The sequence below is a fragment of the Halolamina pelagica genome (assembly GCF_001307315.1).
Lineage (GTDB): Archaea > Halobacteriota > Halobacteria > Halobacteriales > Haloferacaceae > Halolamina > Halolamina pelagica_B.
This window is the reverse complement of sequence record NZ_LGUC01000001.1, coordinates 163924-184784: the sequence shown is the minus strand read 5'-3', so window position 1 is coordinate 184784 and position 20861 is coordinate 163924. Positions and strand designations below refer to the sequence as shown.

The 20861-nt window shown below is 68.9% G+C and carries 21 protein-coding genes and 3 pseudogenes; 14 read left to right on the top strand and 10 right to left on the bottom strand.

Going from position 1 to position 20861, the window contains the following annotated elements:
- Window positions 1–2 precede the first annotated feature (2 nt).
- The 6 genes and pseudogenes from SY89_RS01005 to SY89_RS16960 all read left to right on the top strand — a co-directional run bounded on the left by SY89_RS01005 (window position 3) and on the right by SY89_RS16960 (window position 6227).
- Window positions 3–197 (top strand): XapX domain-containing protein, encoded by a 195-nt coding sequence (locus SY89_RS01005; protein ID WP_054582793.1) that lies wholly within the window; start codon window positions 3–5, stop codon window positions 195–197.
- 81 nt (window positions 198–278) lie between these two features.
- On the top strand, window positions 279–1583 hold the full coding sequence (locus tag SY89_RS01000) for a 5'-deoxyadenosine deaminase (RefSeq protein ID WP_054582792.1): 1305 nt from the start codon (window positions 279–281) through the stop codon (window positions 1581–1583).
- 243 nt (window positions 1584–1826) lie between these two features.
- The gene (locus tag SY89_RS00995) at window positions 1827–3482 is read left to right on the top strand and encodes a CTP synthase (RefSeq protein ID WP_054582791.1); all 1656 of its coding nucleotides are present in this window, start codon (window positions 1827–1829) and stop codon (window positions 3480–3482) included.
- Window positions 3482–4398: pseudogene (gene guaA / locus SY89_RS00990) on the top strand (glutamine-hydrolyzing GMP synthase). Before SY89_RS00995 ends, guaA begins: the two are co-directional and overlap by 1 nt.
- Window positions 4395–4724, top strand: a complete 330-nt coding sequence (locus tag SY89_RS00985) for a DUF7126 family protein (RefSeq protein ID WP_054582790.1) — start codon at window positions 4395–4397, stop codon at window positions 4722–4724. The pseudogene guaA and the gene SY89_RS00985 overlap by 4 nt, the downstream one beginning before the upstream one ends.
- 192 nt (window positions 4725–4916) lie before the next feature.
- Window positions 4917–6227, top strand: a complete 1311-nt coding sequence (locus tag SY89_RS16960) for a hypothetical protein (protein WP_054582789.1) — start codon at window positions 4917–4919, stop codon at window positions 6225–6227.
- Window positions 6228–6458: 231 nt separating this feature from the next.
- Here SY89_RS16960 and SY89_RS00975 read toward each other — a convergent pair whose 3' ends face one another.
- Both SY89_RS00975 and SY89_RS00970 read right to left on the bottom strand, forming a co-directional pair.
- A complete protein-coding gene (locus tag SY89_RS00975; protein WP_054582788.1) occupies window positions 6459–8624 on the bottom strand; it encodes a universal stress protein in 2166 nt (721 codons plus the stop codon).
- Entirely contained in the window at window positions 8621–9049 is a 429-nt protein-coding gene (locus SY89_RS00970) for an NAD-binding protein (protein WP_054582787.1), read from the bottom strand. Before SY89_RS00970 ends, SY89_RS00975 begins: the two co-directional genes overlap by 4 nt.
- A gap of 211 nt (window positions 9050–9260) precedes the next feature.
- Between SY89_RS00970 and SY89_RS00965 the strand changes: the two genes are divergently transcribed.
- The 5 genes from SY89_RS00965 (at window position 9261) to SY89_RS00945 (ending at window position 12322) form a co-directional block, all read left to right on the top strand.
- Window positions 9261–9740, top strand: a complete 480-nt coding sequence (locus SY89_RS00965; RefSeq protein WP_054582786.1) for an Lrp/AsnC family transcriptional regulator — start codon at window positions 9261–9263, stop codon at window positions 9738–9740.
- 70 nt (window positions 9741–9810) lie between these two features.
- Window positions 9811–10119, top strand: a complete 309-nt coding sequence (locus SY89_RS00960) for a cupin domain-containing protein (protein WP_054582785.1) — start codon at window positions 9811–9813, stop codon at window positions 10117–10119.
- Window positions 10119–10895, top strand: coding sequence for a PHP domain-containing protein (locus tag SY89_RS00955; protein WP_054582784.1), 777 nt, complete (start codon window positions 10119–10121; stop codon window positions 10893–10895). The genes SY89_RS00960 and SY89_RS00955 overlap by 1 nt, the downstream gene beginning before the upstream one ends.
- 73 nt (window positions 10896–10968) lie before the next feature.
- Window positions 10969–11769, top strand: coding sequence for an aldo/keto reductase (locus tag SY89_RS00950; RefSeq protein WP_054582783.1), 801 nt, complete (start codon window positions 10969–10971; stop codon window positions 11767–11769).
- 121 nt (window positions 11770–11890) lie between these two features.
- Window positions 11891–12322, top strand: a complete 432-nt coding sequence (locus SY89_RS00945; RefSeq protein WP_054582782.1) for a hypothetical protein — start codon at window positions 11891–11893, stop codon at window positions 12320–12322.
- On the opposite strand, the gene SY89_RS00940 is transcribed toward SY89_RS00945, so the two are convergent.
- On the bottom strand, window positions 12323–14155 hold the full coding sequence (locus SY89_RS00940; RefSeq protein ID WP_054582781.1) for a S9 family peptidase: 1833 nt from the start codon (window positions 14153–14155) through the stop codon (window positions 12323–12325).
- Window positions 14156–14205: 50 nt separating this feature from the next.
- Window positions 14206–14553 carry a hypothetical protein gene (locus SY89_RS00935; RefSeq protein WP_054582780.1) on the bottom strand — a complete coding sequence of 116 codons (348 nt, stop codon included), beginning with the start codon at window positions 14551–14553 and terminating at the stop codon, window positions 14206–14208.
- 77 nt (window positions 14554–14630) lie between these two features.
- Between SY89_RS00935 and SY89_RS00930 the strand changes: the two genes are divergently transcribed.
- On the top strand, window positions 14631–15002 hold the full coding sequence (locus SY89_RS00930; RefSeq protein ID WP_054582779.1) for a VanZ family protein: 372 nt from the start codon (window positions 14631–14633) through the stop codon (window positions 15000–15002).
- An 82-nt stretch (window positions 15003–15084) separates the two neighbouring features.
- Window positions 15085–16161, top strand: a complete 1077-nt coding sequence (locus tag SY89_RS00925; RefSeq protein WP_054582778.1) for an archaeosine biosynthesis radical SAM protein RaSEA — start codon at window positions 15085–15087, stop codon at window positions 16159–16161.
- Window positions 16162–16227: 66 nt separating this feature from the next.
- Here SY89_RS00925 and SY89_RS00920 read toward each other — a convergent pair whose 3' ends face one another.
- The 6 genes and pseudogenes from SY89_RS00920 to purS form a co-directional block, all read right to left on the bottom strand.
- The gene (locus SY89_RS00920; protein ID WP_054582777.1) at window positions 16228–16938 is read right to left on the bottom strand and encodes a hypothetical protein; all 711 of its coding nucleotides are present in this window, start codon (window positions 16936–16938) and stop codon (window positions 16228–16230) included.
- The gene (locus SY89_RS17990; RefSeq protein WP_239685669.1) at window positions 16931–17077 is read right to left on the bottom strand and encodes a hypothetical protein; all 147 of its coding nucleotides are present in this window, start codon (window positions 17075–17077) and stop codon (window positions 16931–16933) included. The genes SY89_RS00920 and SY89_RS17990 overlap by 8 nt, the downstream gene beginning before the upstream one ends.
- A 3-nt stretch (window positions 17078–17080) precedes the next feature.
- Window positions 17081–18222, bottom strand: a pseudogene (locus SY89_RS15580) (APC family permease); the annotation flags it as partial.
- Between the two features lie 219 nt (window positions 18223–18441).
- A complete protein-coding gene (locus SY89_RS00905) occupies window positions 18442–19317 on the bottom strand; it encodes an ABC transporter substrate-binding protein (RefSeq protein WP_054582774.1) in 876 nt (291 codons plus the stop codon).
- Window positions 19318–19451: 134 nt separating this feature from the next.
- A pseudogene (gene purQ / locus SY89_RS00900) lies at window positions 19452–20128 on the bottom strand (phosphoribosylformylglycinamidine synthase I).
- 55 nt (window positions 20129–20183) lie between these two features.
- A complete protein-coding gene (purS, locus tag SY89_RS00895; protein WP_054582773.1) occupies window positions 20184–20441 on the bottom strand; it encodes a phosphoribosylformylglycinamidine synthase subunit PurS in 258 nt (85 codons plus the stop codon).
- A gap of 152 nt (window positions 20442–20593) precedes the next feature.
- On the opposite strand from purS, the gene SY89_RS00890 reads away from it, so the two are divergent.
- Window positions 20594–20857, top strand: coding sequence for a hypothetical protein (locus tag SY89_RS00890; protein WP_054582772.1), 264 nt, complete (start codon window positions 20594–20596; stop codon window positions 20855–20857).
- Window positions 20858–20861 lie beyond the last annotated feature (4 nt).

Genomic DNA, 20861 nt, shown 5'->3' with positions numbered 1-20861 from the left:
CCATGAACGTCGCTGCCGTCCTCGCGGCTCTCGCGGTCGGAATCGTCACCGGTGCGCTGTTTACGTTCCTCCGACTGCCCATTCCGGCGCCGCCGGCGCTGCCCGGCGTCGTCGCCATCGTCGGGATCTACGTGGGCTACTACCTGATGGCGAACCTCGGCTGGGGGTTCGACCTGCTGGAGGCGCTGGGGCTCTGAGCCGAGCGCCGCGTCGACCGGCCCGGCCGCTCCGCCGCGCATAGCCACCCTCTTAACCCCGCACACCTTGCGACGGAGGGGATGCTACTCACCGGAACCGTCGTCGTCGACGCCGGGACGATCATCGAAGACGGCGCCGTTGTCGTCGCGGGGGACCGCATCGAGGCCGTCGGGGCCGCCGCCGACCTCCGCGAGCGGTTCCCGGCCCACGAGCGCCGTGCGTTCGACATCGTCGCGCCCGGGCTCGTCGGCGCCCACGTCCACTCCGTCCAGTCGCTGGGTCGCGGCGTCGCCGACGACGCCGAGCTGCTCGACTGGCTGTTCGACTACGTCCTCCCGATGGAGGCCGGCCTCGACGCCGAGGGGATGCGGCTCGCGGCCGACCTCGGCTACCTCGAGTGTCTGGCCTCCGGCACCACGACCGTCATCGACCACCTGTCGGTTCACCACGCCGCCGAGGCGTTCGCGGCCGCCCGCGAGCGCGGCATCCGCGCCCGGATGGGGAAGGTGCTGATGGACAAGGCGTCCCCGGACGGCTTGGAGGAGTCAACCGAGCGCGCGCTCCGGGACAGCGAGGCGCTGATCCGGCAGTACCACGACACCGCGAACGGCCGGATCCAGTACGCCGTCACGCCCCGCTTTGCCGTCTCCTGTACCGAGGCGTGCCTGCGCGGCGCCCGCGACCTCGCGGACCGCTACGACGGCGTCGTGATCCACACCCACGCCAGCGAGAACGAGGACGAGATCGCGACCGTCGAGTCCGAAACCGGGATGCGCAACGTCCACTGGCTCGACGAGGTCGGCCTGACGGGCGAGGACGTGGTGCTCGCCCACTGTGTCCACACCGACGAGAGCGAGCGCGAACTCCTCGCCGAGACGGGCACGCACGTCACCCACTGCCCGTCGTCGAACATGAAGCTCGCCTCCGGCGTCGCACCCGTCGAGGACTACCTGCGCCGGGGCGTCAACGTCGCCCTCGGCAACGACGGCCCGCCCTGCAACAACACCCTCGACGCGTTCACCGAGATGCGCCAGGCCAGCCTGTTGGGGAAAGTCAGCGAGACCGACTCCACCGCGATCAGCGCCGCGACGGCCTTCGAGATGGCGACCGAAAACGGCGCGGACGCCGCCGGGTTCGAGCGCGTCGGCGCGCTCCGGGCGGGGTGGAAGGCCGACATCGTGGGGCTCACGACCGACAGCGAGCGCGCGACGCCGATCCACGACCCCGTCTCGCATCTCGTGTTCGCGGCCCACGGCGACGACGTGCGGTTCACGATGGTCGACGGCCGCGTCCGCTACGAGCACGGCGAGCACGTCGGCGTCGACGCCGGCGCGATCCGGGAGCGAGCGCAGGCGTACGCGGAGGAACTGTTCGCAGAGCGCTGACGCCGCAGCGAGGGCCACAACGTGACGAGCCACCGCGCAGCGACGCCTCCCGACGGAACAGATCCATCAGCGGATCGGCCCCCGCATCGTACCTGAGCTCGACGCCGAGTTCGCGCATCTGCAGGCGCTCAGGTGCCGGAGACGGATAGTTAGCCGTCGCCAACACGGCTCGCAGCCCGTCGCTTGTGGCTCCCGACAGCGACCCTCCGAAATCGTTATCCCGAGTCGACGGGGATGGTCGGTATGCCGACGGACCCGCAGCGCTACGACCCCGACCTCGGACGGAAGTTCGTGTTCGTCACCGGCGGGGTGATGTCCGGCCTCGGCAAGGGCATCACCGCCGCGAGCACCGGGCGCCTCCTTTCGAACGCCGGTTTCGACGTGACCGCAGTCAAGATCGACCCCTACCTCAACGTCGACGCCGGGACGATGAACCCCTACCAGCACGGCGAGGTGTACGTGCTGAAAGACGGCGGCGAGGTCGACTTGGACCTCGGGAACTACGAGCGGTTCCTCGGGGTCGACATGACCTCCGACCACAACGTCACCACGGGGAAAGTGTACAAGAACGTCATCGAGAGCGAGCGCGCCGGCGACTACCTCGGGGAGACGGTTCAGGTCATCCCCCACATCACCAACGACATCAAGCGGCGCATCCGCGAGGCCGCGGAGGGCAGCGACGTGTGTCTCGTCGAGATCGGCGGCACCGTCGGCGACATCGAGGGGATGCCCTACCTCGAGGCGCTGCGGCAGTTCGCCCACGAGCAGGACGACGAGGACATCCTGTTCACCCACGTCACGCTCGTCCCCTACTCGAAAAACGGCGAGCAGAAGACGAAGCCGACCCAGCACTCCGTGAAGGAGCTGCGCTCGATCGGCCTCCAGCCCGACATCCTCGTCGGGCGCTCCGAGAACGAACTCGACGACAAGACCAAAGAGAAGATCGCGCTGTTCTGTGACGTGCCGACCGACGCGGTGTTCTCGAACTCCGACGTCGAGGACGTGTACCACGTCCCGCTGATGGTCGAGGAGGAGGGGCTCGACGAGTACGTGATGCAGGAGCTGAACCTGCAGGACGAAGCGCTCCCGCCCGAGGAACGGTCGACCGAATGGCGCGATCTCGTGACCCGCGAGCGCACCGAGAGCGTCGACGTCGCGCTGGTCGGGAAGTACGACCTCGAGGACGCCTACATGTCGGTTCACGAGGCGCTGAAACACGCCGGCATCCAGCGCGGGGTCGAAGTCAACGTCTCGTGGGTCGACGCCGACGACATGAACGACCACCACGCCGACCGGCTGGAGAACGCCGACGGCGTCGTCGTCCCCGGCGGGTTCGGCTCCCGCGGCACCGAAGGGAAAGTCGACGCGATACGCCACGCCCGCGAGAACGACGTTCCCTTCCTGGGGCTCTGTCTGGGCTTCCAGATGGCGGTCATCGAGCACGCCCGCAACGTCGTCGGCCTCGACGGCGCCGACAGCACGGAGATCGAGCCCGACACGCCCCACCCCGTGATCGATCTCCTGCCCGAGCAGTACGAGACCGAGGAGATGGGCGGCACCATGCGCCTCGGCACCCACGAGACCCAGATCGACGAGGGGACGCTCGCGGCGGCGGTGTACGACGACACGTCCTGTACCGAGCGCCACCGGCACCGCTACGAGGTGAATCCGGAGTACATCCCGCAGCTCGAAGCCGACGGGCTGACGTTCTCGGGCCACGCCGGAAACCGTATGGAGATCGTCGAACGCGAGGACCACCCGTACTTCCTCGGCACGCAGTTCCATCCGGAGTTCCGCTCCCGCCCCGACCGCGCGAGCCCGCCCTTCGTGGGCCTGCTCGACGCCATCCTGGACGAGCAGGGCGACGAAGCCGCCGACGAGACGGAGGTGAGCGCCTGATGGTCGACGCCGAGTCGTTCATCGAGGAGAAAGTCGAGGAGATCCGCGACGAAGTGGGCGACGGGAAGGCGGTCATCGCCCTCTCCGGCGGCGTCGACTCCTCGGTCGCCGCCGCGTTGGCCTACGAGGCCATCGGCGACCGCCTCGTGCCCGTCTACGTCGACACGGGGCTGATGCGGAAAGGCGAGACCGAGAGCATCCGGGAGACGTTCTCCTACATGCACTCGCTGACGGTCGTCGACGCCGAGAACCGCTTCCTCGCCGAACTCGCCGGCGTCACCGATCCCGAGGAGAAGCGCCACGTCATCGGCGAGCAGTTCATCCGCGAGTTCGAACGCGAGGCGCGGGAGGCCGACGCCGACTACCTCGTGCAGGGACCATCTACCCCGACCGGATCGAGAGCGAGGGGAACATCAAGTCCCACCACAACGTCGGCGGCCTGCCGGAGGCCGTCGACTTCGAGGGGATCGTCGAGCCAGTGCGCGACCTCTACAAGGACGAGGTCCGCGAGGTGGCTCGCGAACTCGATCTCGAGGAGGTCATCTCCGAGCGGATGCCGTTCCCGGGCCCGGGGCTGGCGGTCCGCATCGTCGGCGAGGTGACCAAGGAGAAAGTCGAGGTCGCCCGCGACGCCTGTCACGTCGTCGAGGAGGAGACCGAGGAGCACGAGCCCTGGCAGGCGTTCGGCGCCGTGCTCGGGAAGGCCACGGGCGTCAAGGGCGACAACCGCGTCCACGGCTGGGTCGTCGCCGTCCGCTCCGTCGAGAGCCGTGACGGGATGACCGCCCGCGCCCAGGAACTCGACTGGGACACGCTCCAGCGCATCCAGAGCCGGATCACCGGGATGAACGAGAACGTCGCGCGAGTGGTGTACGACGTGACCCACAAACCGCCCGCGACCATCGAGTACGAATGAGAGCGATCGTCGCCGGCCCCGATCCGGAGGCCATCGGCGAGGCGCTCGAAGCGCTCGGCGTCGCCGTCGAGCGCGTGGACAGCCCCGTCTTCGCGGACGCGCTGGGCGAGGCCGGCATCGAGGACGCCGACCTGTTCGTGCTCACCGATCTCGCGGAGGGGATCTCGGTCACGCTCGCCAAGGAGGCGAACCCGGACGTGCGGGCGGTCTGTTACGGCGACGGCGAACTGCCGGAATCGATCGCCGGCACCGTCGACCTCGTCGTCGACCCGTCGCTGCTCGATGCGGCGACAGTCGCCGAGGAGCTCGTCGAAGAGCTGGCGTAGTCGTCGGCGCGCGCTCGGGCCGCGTTCGTCGCGACCGTCGGGCGTTGCACGCTGTTCTCTGGCGGCGGGTTGTCCACGGCGGCTCGCAGTCGCTTAACTCGGCTTAATTCGGCTTATTACGGCCTCAAACGGCCAAATCCCCGTTTGTCGCTGTCCCCCTTCAAGTGCAAGTAGGTCCAGGCTTCGGTTGCGATGAACGCAACGAAACTGCTCACGGTGCTGGTGGCTGCGCTGGTCGTCTCCGCGGGTGCGGGGGCGGTCACCGCCCAGACTGAGGACACGAGCGCCGGCACGAGCATCGAGGCGAACTACGACGAGGGGACAGTGACGCTCACCGTCACCCAGAACGGCACGGGCGTCGAGAACGTCTCGGTCGCCGCCAACGACGAGGACGTTGGCACGACCGACGCGAACGGCACGCTCACGTTCGAGACGAACGCGAGCGATGGTGACGAACTCGAGCTCGAACTCGATGGCGAGGGTGTCGACCAGGAGATCGAGTACGAGATCGAGGACGGCGAACTCGTCCGTGAGTCCGACGACGACGAGGACGACGAGCCCGCGCTCGCGGCCGACGTGAGCTACGACAACGGCACCGTCGAGATGACGGTGACCCAGAACGACAGCGCCGTCGAGAACGCGTCCGTCGAGGCCAACGGCGAGTCCGTCGGCACGACCGACGCGAACGGCACGCTGACGTTCGAGACGAACGCCACCGAGGAGCTCGAGATCGAAGTCGAGTCGGGCGAGCAGGAGCTCGAACTCGAGTACGAGATCGAGGACGGTGAGCTCGTCAGCGAAGAGGACGACGACGAGGACGAGCCCGCGCTCACGGCCGACGTGAGCTACGACAACGGCACGGTCGACCTGACGGTCACGAAGAACGACAGCGCCGTCGAGAACGCGACGGTCGTCGCGAACGGTGAGGAAGTCGGCACGACCGACGCGAACGGCACGCTCACGTTCGAGACGAACGCGACCGAGGAGCTCGTGATCGAGATCACGTCCGGCGAGGAGACGCTCGAACTCGAGTACGAGATCGAGGACGGCGAGCTCGTCCGCGACGAGGACGACGAGGAGGCCGGCCCCGACGAGAACGCCTCCGACCGCGCGAAGAACGTCTTCGCCGTCATCCAGGAGTGGCTCAGCGGTGACCAGGAGGGAAGCCTCGGCCAGATGATCCAGGAGCAGCTGGGTAACGGTAACGACGACGCGCCGGGTAACTCCGGCGACGCGCCGGGTAACTCCGAGAACGCCCAGGGTAACGACGACGATGACGACGAGTCCCCGGGCAAATCCGGCGACGCCAAGGGCAACTCCGACAACGCGCCTGACAACGGCGAGGACGCTGCGGGCGACGACGCCGAGAGTGAGGACGAGGAGTCCGAGAGCGACGACGATGACGACGACGAGGACGAGGAGGATGAAGCGGGCGACGAGGAAGACGACGACGAGGACGGGAACCCCGGCGTGGGGAACGGTAACGGCAACGGCAACAACTAATCGGTAGTTTCCCCGCCGACGCTCTCCACAGTGGGTTCGGCCGCCCATCCTCTCGGTGTGGGTCGGAGGAGGCGGCTTTCGGCGTGACGGCGGCGACGCGGACGACTGGGGGTGTCCTCTTGTCAGAGGCGGGACACCGGGGTGATCTGTCCCAGTCGCGCGCCGTGGCGCACCGGTTCCGTGCGACGCTCTCCACCGGCGTCGCCCTTTTGTGGCCGTTCGATTCCGTAGCTACAGCAGGAACCGTTCGAGCAGTCGACGCCCGAACGGCGGGCGACGGCTCTTCTTCGGGTGGACGGTGATCGTCGTGCCCGCGGCCTGTGCGAACGGATCGTTCTCGTCGTCGAACAGCGCGCCGCGGAGTCGGTGGTCGGCGCCGCGGCGCACCAGCAGATCCGTCTCCAGGATGCGCCGGTCGGTCGGGATGGCTTCCACGTCGACCGGCACGTCGAGCATCGTCGCGAGCTCCGCCCGGTACTCCGCCAGCGACGCCTGTTGGTCGCCGGTTTCCGACGCAGGGTACCACAGCGAGATGCTGCTGCCGTGGGCCCCGGCGACTGCCTCGGCGACGTTCACCGCCGACGGCGGGAGCGGTTCGGTCTCGCCCGGCACCACGACTTCCTCGGGGTTTCTGGGATCGGAACTGTCCACCAGGAGCACGTCACACGGAGCGTGGCGTACCACCCAGTCGATGGGGTCGCCGAACAGCCGCGAGCGCAGGCGCAGCGGCTCGTGTTCGGCGACGATGGCGTCGACGCCGCGGTGGTCGGCGAAGTTGACGATCGCGTGTTTGGTGTCGTGGCTCACGATCTCGTCGGCCTCCACGTCGACGCCGAACTGATCGGAGAGCGCCTCGACGCGCGCCTCGAAGGCGCGATCCACTTCGGACTGGGTGGTCACTGCCTCCGTCAGCGGTGCCTGATCAGGGACTTCCTCGAAACGGACGACGACTACCTGGCCGTCGTCGTCCCGGACCAGGTTCGCCGCCAGCGAGATCAGCGCCTGCTCGCGGCGGATATCCATCTGCTTGGTGAGCGCGACGAGCACTTCGTGGGTCGCGCCTGCCGACGCCACTTCGGTGAGCACCTCCTCGCTCAGTTGCTCGCGAATCGCGCCCGTCGCGGCCCCCTCACGGTCGACCCGGGGGCGCACGTAGAAGAGGTACCAGAGCACACTTGCGATCGTGATCACGACTGCGCCGACGAGGGGGATCACCCCCATCTGCGTCAGCAGGGCGATCCCGCTGGCGGCGCCGAAGAGCTGTATCCACGGGTACAGCGGCGAGGTGAACTCGGGCTCGTACTCGACGCTCCCCTCGCGGAAGGCGACGACGGCGAGGTTGATCAGCGCGAACACCATGATCTGGAACGCGCTGGCGAGTTTCGCGATCTCCAGTATCGGCACGAACGCGATCAGCGCCAGCAACACCGCGCCGGTGAGCGTGATGGAGTTGACGGGCGTGCCGAACCGCTCGTGGACCTCCGCCAGCGACGGCGGCGCGAGCTGATCCCGACTCATCGCGAAGGGGTAGCGTGAGGAGGAGAGGATGCCCGCGTTGGCCGTCGAGATCAGCGCGAGGATCGCGGCAGCGATGACGGCGACGACGCCGGGGGTCCCCATCGTCACCCGTGCGGCGTCGGCCACCGGCGTCCGCGACCCCGCGATCGCCCCCGGATCGGTGACGCCGACCAACACTGTCACGATGGCGACGTACAGCACGGTCGTGAACGCCAGCGAGCCCAGGATCCCCAACGGGATGTTCCGCCCGGGCGATTCGACCTCCTCGGCGATGCTGGCGACCTTCGTCACGCCCGCGTAGGAGACGAACACCAGCCCCGTCGCTTCCAGGAGACCGCCGACACCGTAGCCGAAGAAGTCGGCGTAGTTGCCCGACTGGACGGCGGGGGCGCTCCCGGCTGCGAACCACCCGAGCGCCGCCAGCATCACGACGACGATCGCGATCTGGAGCCGCCCGGTCTGTTTCGCACCCAGGAGGTTGACCAGGATCAGCACCGCTGCCAGCCCCAGTGCGACGGGTTTGAGCGGGAGATCGAACAGAATCAGCAGGTAGGGAACGCCACCGACCAGCGCGAGTGCGCCCTTGAACGAGAGCGAGAACCACGTACCGACGCCCGCGATGGTGCCGAGTAGCGGCCCCATCCCGCGCTCGATGTAGATGTACGTCCCGCCGGCTTCGGGCATCGCGGTCGCCATCTCTGATTTCGACAGCGCCGCCGGTATCACCAGCAGTCCCGCGAGCAGGTAGGCGACGATGACGGCGGGACCGGCGATCTTCAGCGCCAGCGCGGGCAGGATGAAGATGCCGCTGCCGATCATCGCGCCGATGCTGATCGCCAGCACAGACGGCAGGCCGAGGTCGCGTTCGAGCTCCTTCATACGCGATCGGCGACGGCGTCGGCGATGGCGCTCGTGACACAGATCGGCTCGTGGCCGGCGTCGGTGAACAGGTCGACCTGATCGTCGGCGTTGGCCAGTACGACCACCCGCAGGCCGTCGAAGCGGGCCCGGACCAACTGCGCGAGGAGGAGGTTTCGACCGTCGGACCGCGTCGCCACGATCACCGTCACGGCGTCGGCGAGCCCGGCGGCTCGCAACGCGGCGGTGTCGGTCGGCGCGGCCTCCACCACGGGGAGATCAGCCGCGCCGACGGTGTCGCCGACGACGGCGACCGTGTGTCCGGCCTTCCGGAGCCCCCTGGCGACGGCCACGCCGACCGCGTCGCCGCCCAACACGTAGTGATCGACCCTGTCCGGGGCCGTTCTCGATACGTCATCGGTCGATTCGCTGTAGTTGTGACTCATGATGCGGCGAATGACCCGCTCTCCACGGGCTCGTACGAAGTAGTAGCACCCGGAAGTTCATAAACAGGCGGTTTTAGATGACGCTTCGTCAAACTAAGGGGTGGTAAATCCACGAACTGTCACAGACGTTCCTACAAATCTCGCCCCACCTGCCCACCGTCGCCGTCGGGATCGCGGGTACTAAGGCGTCACCGCGTCATCGTCCGGATCGATGAACGATGGAGAGCTGGACGACGTGGACCGGAACATCCTCTACTACCTCCAGCAGGACGCCCGCCGGACCTCCTCCAGCGAGATCGCCGAGAAGCTGGGGCTGTCGGCCAGCACCGTCCGGACACGGATCAACAAGCTCGAGGACAGCGGCGTCATTCGCGGCTACCACCTCGACATCGACTATGACCTCGCCGGCTACCCGCTGTACACGAAGATCATCTGCACCGCGCCCGTCTCCGAGCGCGACGAGCTCGCCGGCGCGGCCCTGAAGATCGACGGCGTGACCGCGGTGCGGGAAATCATGACCGGCGAGCGCAACGTGTACGTCAACACCATCGGTCGCGACCACGACGACCTCAACCGGATCAGCGAGGAGCTCGACGCGCTGGGGCTGGAGATCGTCGACGAGCAGATCATCCGCGACGAGTACGTCTGCCCGTACCAGGGCTTTCTGGACGGCGACGCCGACGCCGAGTAGGGTCGCACCCGGGCGCGGACGGCCCGCCGGCGTAGCCGGACTTTTCTCCCCCGCGCGCTGAAGGGGGTGTATGGACGAACTCCCCGACGTGACGCCCGACCCCGGGACGATCGAAACCCGCGAACTGGTCGTCGACGACGACGCCCTCGTGAAGGCGTTCTTCCTCGGCCCCGGCGCCGAACTCGACAGCCACGACCACCCCGAGAGCCTGAACGTGTTCCACGTGCTCGCCGGCACCGTCACGGTAATCCAGGCAGGCGAGGAGGAGTCGATCGCCGCCCCCGGCGTCGTGCACCACGAGCGTGGCGTCGCCCACGGCGCGCGCAACGACACCGACGACGTGGCCGTGTTCACGGCGACGCTGGCGCCGCTGCCCTGATGGTCCGGTTCGACTACCACACCCACTCGAACTACTCGGACGGCTACTTCATCCCCGGGATGGTCAGAGCCGCCGAGGCCGCGGGGCTGGAGGGGATCGGCTTCGCCGACCACTGCAACGTCACCGCCGAGGGCGACGCCCGACGGCGCCTCGACGGGCTCGGCTTCGCGCTCGACGAGACGTATGAGCGCCGCCGCCAGGGGATCGAGTGGGCCCGGACCGAGACGGAGATCGAGATCTTCGACGCCGTCGAGATGGACTACGTCCCCGGCCGCGAGGCCGACATCGCCGAGTTCCTCGAGGCGGCCGGCTTCGACTACGCCGTCGGCAGCGTCCACTCGGTCGACGGCGCCGACGTCCAGTGGTCCGAGAACTTCGTCGGGCTCGACGACGACGGCCGTCGCGCGGTCGTCGACGGCTACTACGACAACCTCGCGGCGCTGGCCGACAGCGAGCTGTTCGACATCGCGGCCCACGCCGACCTGATCGAGCGCACGCCCGAGCTCCGGGGGTACTCGACGGTCGAACATTACGAGCAGGCCGCGGCCGCGTTCGCCGACTCCGACACCGTCCCGGAGATCAACGCCGGGCGGGTGCTCGACGACTACGGCGAGTTCCACCCGGCGCCGGATCTGCTGACGACGCTGTTGGACCACGGCGTCGAGTTCACCGTCGGCAGCGACGCCCACCATCCCGAGGAGGTGGGCCGCCGGATCGACGCCCTCGAGCGCCACTTCGACGACCACGGTATCGAGCCCGCGACGCTCGACGTCTGACGCGGGGCCCCGACGTTCGCGGGGCCCCTACCGCCACCGCAGGGTTGACACGCCCCGGCCCTGCGGTCGGGGCATGCAGGAAATCCCCAGACTCGGCCTCGGCACGTACGAGAACGACGACCCCGAGCAGTGCGCCGACAGCGTCCGTACCGCCCTCGAGACGGGCTACCGCCACGTCGACACCGCCCAGAGCTACGGCAACGAGGCGGCCGTCGGCGACGGGCTCGCCGCGGCGGACGTGGACCGCGAGGAGGTCTTCGTCGCGACGAAACTCGCCACCGGGAACCTCGCGTACGATGACGCCGTCGAGACCGCCCGCGAGAGCGCCGAGCGGCTGGGTGTCGACACGATCGACCTGCTGTACGTCCACTGGCCGATCGACAGCTACGACCCCGAGGGGACGATCGACGCGCTGAACGACCTCCACGCCGACGGCGTTGTCGACGCGGTGGGGCTGTCGAACTTCCGGATCGACCAGCTGGACGCCGCTATCGAACGGCTCGACCCGCCGCTGGCGGCCCATCAGGTCGAGTGTCACCCGATGCTCCCACAGGACGAACTCCGGGCCCACGCCGTCGAGCACGACTACGCGCTGGTGGCGTACAGCCCGATCGCCCGAAATCAGGTCGCCGACGTGGAGGCGATCCGGGAGATCGCCACGGCCCACGACGCCTCGCCCGCACAGCTCAGCCTCGCGTGGCTGCTCTCGAAAGCGAACGTCGTCGCGATCCCGAAAGCGACCAGCGAAGCACACATCCGGGACAACTGGGCCGCCCGTGACCTCGAACTGGACGACGAGGAGCTCGCCGCCATCGACGGGATCGACGAGCGCCACCGCGTCGTCGACTTCGACGCGGCGCCGTGGAACCAGTAGCGGTCCGAACCGACACCTCCGGGTTCCTTATCCCCGAGAGCGCACAAGGAAGGTGTATGCGCCTCTCGACGGCTGTTCGTTCTCGCGTTCACGACCGCCCCCGCCCATCGGTGATCGGCCGATGATGCCCTCGGACACCCCGGGCCGCTGGGACGACGCCCCGGACCCTGCCGAGGCGTCGCCGGTGCCTGACGCCGACGCGGTCCCCTTCGACGCGACGGTGCTCCAGCAGGTCGCCCACGGCGACGGGATCGCGCCGCGTGACCTGCCGGAGCTGTTGGGCCGGGTCGACGGCCACCTGATCGAGTCCCGCGCGTCGCTCCAGCGCCGTTTCGAGTCGCCGTACAGCGACGATCGTCGGGAGCTGTTTTTCGTCCCGCCGGACTACTGGGACGGCGTGGCCTCGGTGCTCTCGCTCTCCGACGGTGAGAAGCGTGCGGTACAGCAGGCCCACGAGCGCCAATTGCTGCGCATCGGTGCCGAGACCCGCCGCGGCAGCGAGTTCGACGCCGCGCTGGACATCCGGACGGCGGTCGTCGTCAGTCGGGAGTAGCTACAAGCGTCGCTCGAGGTACTCGCCGATCAGCCCGAACGCGCGGACTTTCTGTTCCACGTCGGAGCTGCCGTGGCCCTCGGCCTCGAGTTCCTCGTACTCGAAGTCGCCCTCCGGCCCTTCCTCCCAGCCGCGATCCTGCAGCGCGTCGCGGAACACCCGGGCCTGCGAGATCGGACACCGCGGGTCGTTGACGCCGTGGACGACGAACACCGGCGCCGTCATCTCGTCGACGTGGCTGATCGGCGAACGATCCTCCCAGAGGTCGGCGTTCTCCTCGGGGTCGCCCAACTGCTGTTCCAGCGTCGCCTTGAAGTGGGGCATCGACTCCTCGTACAGCAGTTCGAGGTCGGTGATCCCGATCCACGCGACGCCGGTCTTCCAGATCTCGGGGTGCATCGTGAGCTGGCAGTACGCCGAGTAGCCGCCGTAGGAGCCGCCGAACACCGCGAGGCGGTCCTCGTCGACGAACGACCGATCGCCCAGCCAGCGCCCGCCGGCGGCGACGTCCTCCTGTTCGGCGCCGCCCCAGTCGTCGAGGATCGCCTGCTGGAACTCCCGCCCGCGACCCACGGAGCCGCGGTAGTTGGGCAACAGCACCGAGTAGCCCTGGCTCACGAGGAACTGCGCGTAGAGGTCGAACGACTGCATCGACTGGCCGTGTGGGCCGCCGTGGACTTTCACGACGCCAGGGGTGAGTTCGTCCTCGCTTCCGGCCGGCCGATCCCGCGCGTCGTACAGCAGCGCGCCGATCTCCATGCCGTCGGCGGACTCGTAGGTGACGTACTCGGCGTCGACGAACGCGTCGGGGTCGATGTCGCCGTAGTCGGCCTCGATCAGCGTCTCGGTCGCGCCGTCGTCGTACGCCAGCAGCGACGACCGGCTCTCCGGCGTCGTCTGGGTGAACACCGGCCGCCCGTCCGCGAGGAAGTGGTCGCCGCCCGCCAGCGAGGCGACGCCGTCCGCGAGGTCGAGCGCCGCGGGGTCGCCGTCCGCGAGGTCGTAGACGATCGGCGCGCGGCCGGCACGCTCGCTGCGGAGGGCGTACGCCGTCTCCCCGTCCGGGCCGAACGCTTGGGGTGACTCCTCGACGCTCCCGTCGCTGAGCCAGCGTACCGAGTCGTCGTCGAGGTCGTAGACGCCGGCGTTGGTGAAGTCTTCCGCGTCGTCGCGGACGAGGAGGCGATCGCCCTCGGGGTGCCAGTCGACTGCGACGGTCTGGGAGCCGGTCTCGCCGACGTCAAGGCGGCGGGCCTCACCGCCCCCCAAATCCATGACGTAGGCGTCGCGGTTCTCCATCGCTTCGGTCTCGTTAGTGGCGTAGGCGATCCGGTCGCCGTCGGGGGCGAAGCTCCCGGCCCGGACCGGCTCGTCGTTGTGGGTGAGCTGCTCGGCGTCGCCGGTCGCGGGGTCGAACAGGTAGAGGTTCAGCTGTTCGCCCTCGTCGCTGCCGTACAGCAGGCGGCCGTCGTCGGCCACGTCCTGCAGCGTCGCCTGGCCGGGCGTCTCGATGACCGGCTCGGCGTCGCCGTCGAGGTCGAGCGCCCAGATGTCGTTCTGCTCGTCGCCGGCGTCGTCGAGGTGGAAGAACACGCGGTCGCCGTCGGCGTCCCACGCGATCGGCCAGCGCGCGGCCCGGGGGACCTCGCCGTCGCTAATTTGACGGCGGTCGCCGGTCTCGATCTCCTGTACGTACAGCTCGTTCCGGCCCGTGCCGTCGTAGTAGAAGGCGATGCGTTCGCCGTCCGGGCCCACGCGGGGGTGGTGGAACTCGGGGAGGCGCGCCAGCTCTTCGGGGGTGAACCGTTTCTTGGCTGCGGTGTCGCTGCTCATCGTCCACGAGTGGGCGGGCCGGGGGAAAGTTCCTGTGAAGCCGGTGAAAGCTATCTCGCGTCGTCCCCGTCGGGGGCGGACGCCGAACCTGGCTCGCTGCCGTCGTTCGCCGCGGTCGTCGTCGCCGAACCGCCGGGCGGGTTCTGCGCCGCGGCGATGCGCTGCTGGGCGTGGGCGATCCGCTCGACCGCGACGACGAGCCGGTAGAACAGCCACAGCACGAACACGGCCACCGCCAGCCAGACGGCGGTGTAGACGACGAACCCGACGGCGCCGATCGCGCCGCCGAAGCCGAGCAGGCCCAGCAGGACCAGGAAGATCACCGCCCCTGCGGCGACGGCGAGGAGCAGTGTACGGTTCTCCGAGAGGAAGCCGGTGGAGGAGTCGGCGCGGGACACGGGCGAGCGTTCCGCTGCTGGCGGGATAAACCCACCCGGCACGCAACCGATTTGGGGCGGCCCGCCCACGCTGGCGTATGCGCTCGCGTGGTTGGCTCCCCGTCATCGTCGCTCTCCTCGTCCTCGCCGCCTCGCTGGTCCCGGGCGGTGGCGGCGGCGGGACGATCGGCCCCGTCGGGGTCGACAAACTGCTCCACGTCGTGGGGTACGCCGTGCTCGCGGGGACGAGCCTGTACGCGCTGCGGACCCCCACTCGCCGGACGGCGCTTGTGGTTTTCGTACTCGTGACCGCCTTCGGCGGCGTCGTCGAACTGCTGCAGGCGCCAGTTCCGGGGCGGGCGATGTCGCTGCTCGATCTGGTCGCCGACGGCGTCGGCGCCGCGCTGGGGATCGCGGGCTGGTGGCTGCTGGCGGCGACCGACCGGGCGGGCGAGTCGCCAACGGAGTGAGCGCCGAGGCGCCGTTGCGGGGACAGGTCGCCGTCGCCCGGCCTGTCGAAGCCGTTTTCCCCGTGCCCGGCCCAGTTCGGCCATGAGCAAGCCGACGCCCGAAGTGTACGAACGCGGGCGGGGGATGGACGCGCACAACCAGGCCATGCGCGACATCCGCTCGGAGAACGACGCCAGCTACGACCCGCGCGAGCCGACCCGCGTGTGGATCGACGAGGACAACACCCCCGACGGGGTGTACCAGAGCCTGACGATCATCCTCAACACCGGCGGCTGTCGCTGGGCCCGCGCCGGCGGCTGTACCATGTGTGGCTACGTCGCCGAGTCCGTCGAGGGCGGGAGTGTGAGCCACGACGCGCTGATGGAGCAGATCCAGGTCTGTCTCGACCACGAGGCCGAGGAAGCCGACGAGAAATCCGGGTTGATCAAGATCTACACCTCCGGCTCGTTCCTCGACGAGCGCGAGGTGCCCGCCGAGACCCGGCGGGCGATCGCCGAGACGTTCGCGGACCGGGACCGGATCGTCGTCGAGTCCCTCCCCGACTTCGTCGACCGCGAGAAGGTCCGCGACTTCACCGAACAGGGGCTGGAGACCGACGTGGCCGTCGGCCTCGAAACCGCCACGGACCGCGTGCGCCACGACTGCGTGAACAAGTACTTCGACTTCGCGGACTTCGAGGACGCCTGCGCCGAGGCCCGGGAGGCCGGCGGCGGCGTGAAAGCGTACCTGCTGATGAAGCCGCCGTTCCTCTCGGAGCGGGAGGCCTTGGAGGACATGCAGTCGAGCGTCCGGCGCTGTGGCGCCGTTGAGGGCTGTCACACCGTCTCGATGAACCCCACCAACGTCCAGCGCTACACGATGGTCGACGAGCTGTTCTACGAGGGCGGCTACCGGCCGCCGTGGCTCTGGTCGGTCGCGGAGGTGCTCCGGACGACGACGGACGTCGACGCCATCGTCGTCTCCGACCCGGTAGGCCACGGGTCGGATCGTGGCGCGCACAACTGCGGCGAGTGCGACGACCGCGTCCAGCGCGCGATCAAGGACTTCGACCTGCGGCAGGACCCCTCCGTGTTCGAGCAGGTCGAGTGTGAGTGTGAGTTCACGTGGGAGCTGGTGCTGGAGGAGGAGGCCAGCTACAACATGCCGCTGGCTCGCTGATCGGTCCCGAGGCTCCGGTTGTACGAGCCGGGAGAAATCCGGAAATAGTCGGTGCCGGCCGGGCCCTCACTCGTTCTCGAAGGGGCGCTGGACGACCAGCACGGGCGCGAGCGTCCGTTCGGCGACGCGTTCCGGCGTCGGCTCCCACACGACGTTCAGGATGCTCGGGTCGTCCTCGCCGAGGATGACGAGGTCTTGCTCTTCGGAGATCGTCTCGACCGCGTCGCCGATCGAGACGGCCTCCCGGGAGTCGACCGTGATCCGGTCGTCGGTGATCCCCGCCTCTTGGAGGGCGGTCTCCATGCCGGCCAGTAACTGACCGTCGCCCGCGCCGCCCTGGAGCCGGCGGAGGGACAACTCGGCGTCGGTCGGCCCGACCAGCGTCGCCACGGTCGCGGTGATCGCCGGGACGAGGGTGCTGTTGCGGACGCCGACGAACACCGTGTCGACGTGTTGGACGGGGTTCGGACGAAGGACGACACCGCGGTCGACCTCTTCGACGACCCGCTGGATGGTCTGGGCCACGTCGTGGGTGAAGGCCAACCGGGATTCGACGGTCGCGGCGCCGGCCTCGAACGCCTCGGTGAGGGTCTCGAGTTCCCGGTTCGCGCGCTCCCCGAACTCCTCGCGTGCCTGCTCGGGCGTGGTCTGTTCCGGGATCCGGTGGTACCCGAGGACGACGACCGGCGCCGACGAGAGGAACTCGACGAGCGGATCCGGGACGACCTCGCCCTCCAGGACGGCGACGGGGACGATCACGTGTGGCGTCTCAGGCATCGTTCACCTCCGGGGTCACCGTCACGCCGTCGGTGTACGCTTGGTACCAGAGGCCGCTGAAGACGATGATCACGATCCCGACGGCCTGGGAGAGTGACTGCATGAACGCGATCAAGCCGACGCTGGCGAGCACGCCCACTATCGGGACGTACGGGGTCCCGGGACACTGAAAGCTCGGGTCGTACCACCCCGGGGTCGCACGGCTGAGCCGGAGTTGTGCCACGCACATGAGTCCGTACATGACTAGGTGGAGGAAGGAGGCGACCTCGGCGAGCGTGTCCAGCCGCCCCACGACGACGAGACAGATCGCGAGCCCCCCGACGAACGACAGCGCGAAGTGGGGGGTCCCGTAGCGCTGGCTGATCCGCCCGGCGTGTGGCGGGACGACGTCGTCACGGCTGAGCGCGTGCAGGACGCGGGATCCACCGAGCAGCGTCGCGTTGGCGCTCGAGAGCGTCGCGAGGAACCCCGCGAGGAGGATCGCGACCGCGCCCCCGACGCCGAGGTAGACGCGGGCCACCTCGACGATCGCCGTCTCTCCCAGTTGCTGGAGCCGCGACGGCGAGAACGTGCCCGCGGTGACGAAGACGGTGGCCACGTACAGTACGCCGACGATGAGGATCGACCCCACGAGCGCACGGGGAGGGTGCGACTCGGCTCGACTACCTCGCCCGCGACGGCCGCGATCTGTGCGAACCCGAGGAACGACGTGAACACGAGTGCGGCCGTCGTCAACACGGGTAGCGAGCCGTTGGGGAGCAGTCGCGCTGGCACGCGCGACCGGCCGAGCAGTCCGAGCACGTCGAGCCCGCTCCGTAGCAGGAAGACGACGAGGATCGCGATCAGCAGCCCGACTAGCGCGTTCTGGAGCGACTCGACGTGTTTCGTGCCGAGGATGCTGACGACTGTCAGCGCCGTCCCGCCGACGATCGCGAGCACGTAGCCGATCTCGACGCCGCCGACCGCGCTCGGGATCGACGCCCGGAGGCCCGCTTCGGCGACCACTGCGAGCGTGTACTCGCCGAACCCGACGAGATAGAACGCCGCCGCGAAGACCAGCCCCACCGTCACGCTGAGCCCGACGACACTCCCCAGAAACCCGCCAAGCCCCCGCGAGACGAAGTAGTACCCCCCGCCGCTCTCGGGCATCGCCGTCGCGAGTTCGGCCGTCGGGAGCGCGATCACGACCGCGACGATCGCCCCGATCGCGAACGAGAACGCCGCGCCCAACCCCGCGCGGCCGACCGCGAGCCCCGGAAAGACGAAGATCCCGGCACCGATCATCGTCCCCATGCCGATCGTGAGCGCCCCCACAAGCCCGATCGTTCGTTCGAGCCCCGTTTCGTCGGCGGGGGGTTCGATTCGGCCATCCTTTCGGTCGGGAACGAGGTTGTAGCCGGTAATAACGCTGCTTCGCGTTCCCACTCCCTGGGACGCGGTCCGAACCCCGGCTTCCGGGCGAGTGGTCGGCGATCTCCCGCCACGCCGGGGCCCCCGCTCCGACTACGCGAACTCCTCGGCGAGTACGTCGTCCACGTCGACGGGGCCCTGGGAGAGTTCCAGTTCGGCACAGAACTCGATGAGCTCCTCGTACATCGCCCGGTCCTGTGTGAGGTCCGGCGTGAAACGCGACAGCGTTGCCTCGGTGATCTTCTCCATCAGCTCCGGGTCCTCCGCCCGGATCTCCGGGTGGCGCTCGAACAGCGCCTCGGCCGCTTCCCGGCCCGCATCCACGGTGTCGGCGACGCCCCGCCGGGTCGCGCGAACGAACCGCTGGACCTGTTCGGGCACCGCCTCGATCTTCTCGTCGGAGGCGGTCAGGACGAGCCGGTTGAAGTCCGGCACGCCGTACTCGGCCAGTTCCCAGAGCCCGGCGTCGAACCCGCGGTGGCGGCTTTCGACGATCTCGAAGTTGTGGAACGCGAGGAAGGCGGCGTCGGCTGCGCCGTCGAGCAGCGCGTCGGTGTGGTAGAACCCCTGGTCCACCGGCTCGATGTCGTCGGCCGTCAGGTCGCCGCCGGCCTGCTGGGCCATGTAGGCGACCATCTTCCGGCCGCCTTCACCCGGCGCACCCGGATAGTTCAGTCGGACCCCCGGCGGCATATCGGCGGGTGATTCCCAGCCCCGGTCCGTCGGGTACTGGATCCCGCCCTGGGTGTGCAGGAACGTGGCGATCCCCTGTACCGGCACCCCGGCCGCGCGGTCGGGGACGAGATGGATCGGCTCCGTGATCGCGAAGTCCAGTTCGCCGTCGGCCAGGGCCTCCAGCGTGTCGTAGTGCTCCTCGGGCTCCCAGAACTCGATCGCCAAGTCCTCCTCGGCGTAGTACCCCCGCTCGTCGGCGACGAAAAAGGGACGTGATCGGGGTTCAGGAACCACTCCAGTCCGAGTGTGACTGTCTCCATACTCACCCCCTGTTGCTCCTCCGTGGTATAACTTAGTGATATCACCAAAGAATAACCCCCTCCGACGGCGCCGCTGGGGGTGAGCAACCCGGAGAAGCAGCGGGGCGACTACGCGAAGCCTTCCAGCACGCCCTGGCCGTCGGTACTGCCGCCCAGTTCCGCGAGCGCGGCCCGCTCGGGGTGGGGCATCAACACGGCGACGTTCTCGGACTCCCCAGGATGCCCGCGACGTTCCCCTTGGAGCCGTTGGGGTTCGCCGCGTCGGTGACGTTGCCGTCGGCGTCGCAGTAGCGAAACAGCACGCGGTCGTCGTCGACGAGCTGCTCGTACGCCGCGTCGTCGATTTCGAAGCGCCCCTCGCCGTGGGCGATCGGGAGCTCGATCACGTCGCCCTCGTCGTACGCCGCCGTCCACGGCGTGTCGGCGTTCTCGACGCGCAGGAACACGTCCTCACACTGGAACCGCGCGCTGCGGTTGGTCGTGAACGCGCCGGGGGTGAGGCGGCTCTCGCTCCCGATCTGGGCGCCGTTGCAGACGCCGAGCACGGGCGTCCCGTCCTCGGCGGCCGCGCGGACCGCGTCCATGATCGGCGAGTGGGCGGCCATCGCGCCCGCCCGGAGGTAGTCACCGTAGGAGAAGCCGCCGGGGAGGATGATCCCGTCCGCGTCGGCGGGGAGGCCGTCCTCGTGCCAGACGCGTTCGGCGTCGACGCCGACGCGGTCGAGCGCGCGCACGGCGTCGCGGTCGCAGTTTGAGCCGCCGAACTGGACGACTGCGACCGTCACGGGAGCCACCTCCGTGTGGCGGAACCCTGTCGGTCGCAGTCGGAGACGGAGCCCGTCATTTCGCCTGCTCCTCGACCACGACGTCGTAGTCGTGAAGCGTCGGGTTCGCCAGCAGCCGTTCGGCCATCTCGTCGGCGCGCTCGGCGGCGGCGTCGGCGCTCTCGGCGTCGAGGTCGACCTCGAACTGGTCGGCCGAGCGCAGGTCCGAGAGCTCGAACCCCAGGCGCTCCAGCGCCTTCTGGGTCGTGTCGGCCTCGGGGTCGAGCACGCCGCGCTTCAGCCGCACCGTCACCGTCGCGGTGTAGGCGGTCATCGGCTGAGTATGTTCGTCCGTGCGTAAAAGGACTTGTGGTCGCTCGTGTGTATGCACACTCGTGGGTATCGTCGGTCGGTGCTCCCGACGGCGGAGCCAGTGACCGGTAGGGTCGGCCAGTGACTTTTATCGATCCAGCACGTAGTTTCTGTATGGCGCTTCGTGTGTCGCTCAGCTACTACGACAAGGTTCTGGCCGCCATCGCGGCCAGCCTGGCCGGCGGGTCGCTGTTGGGCGCGGCGACGACCTACAGCTATCGAGCCGGCTTGCTGGTCGGTGCGCTGGTAGCGACGGTTTTCGTCTACGACGCGATATTCCGGAACCCGCCACTCCCGGACGGCGACGCCCGGACCACCTACGCCGTGGTCGTCTGGCACCTGTTTCTCGTGATGCTGGCGTTCCCGTTCCTGCGGTGAACAC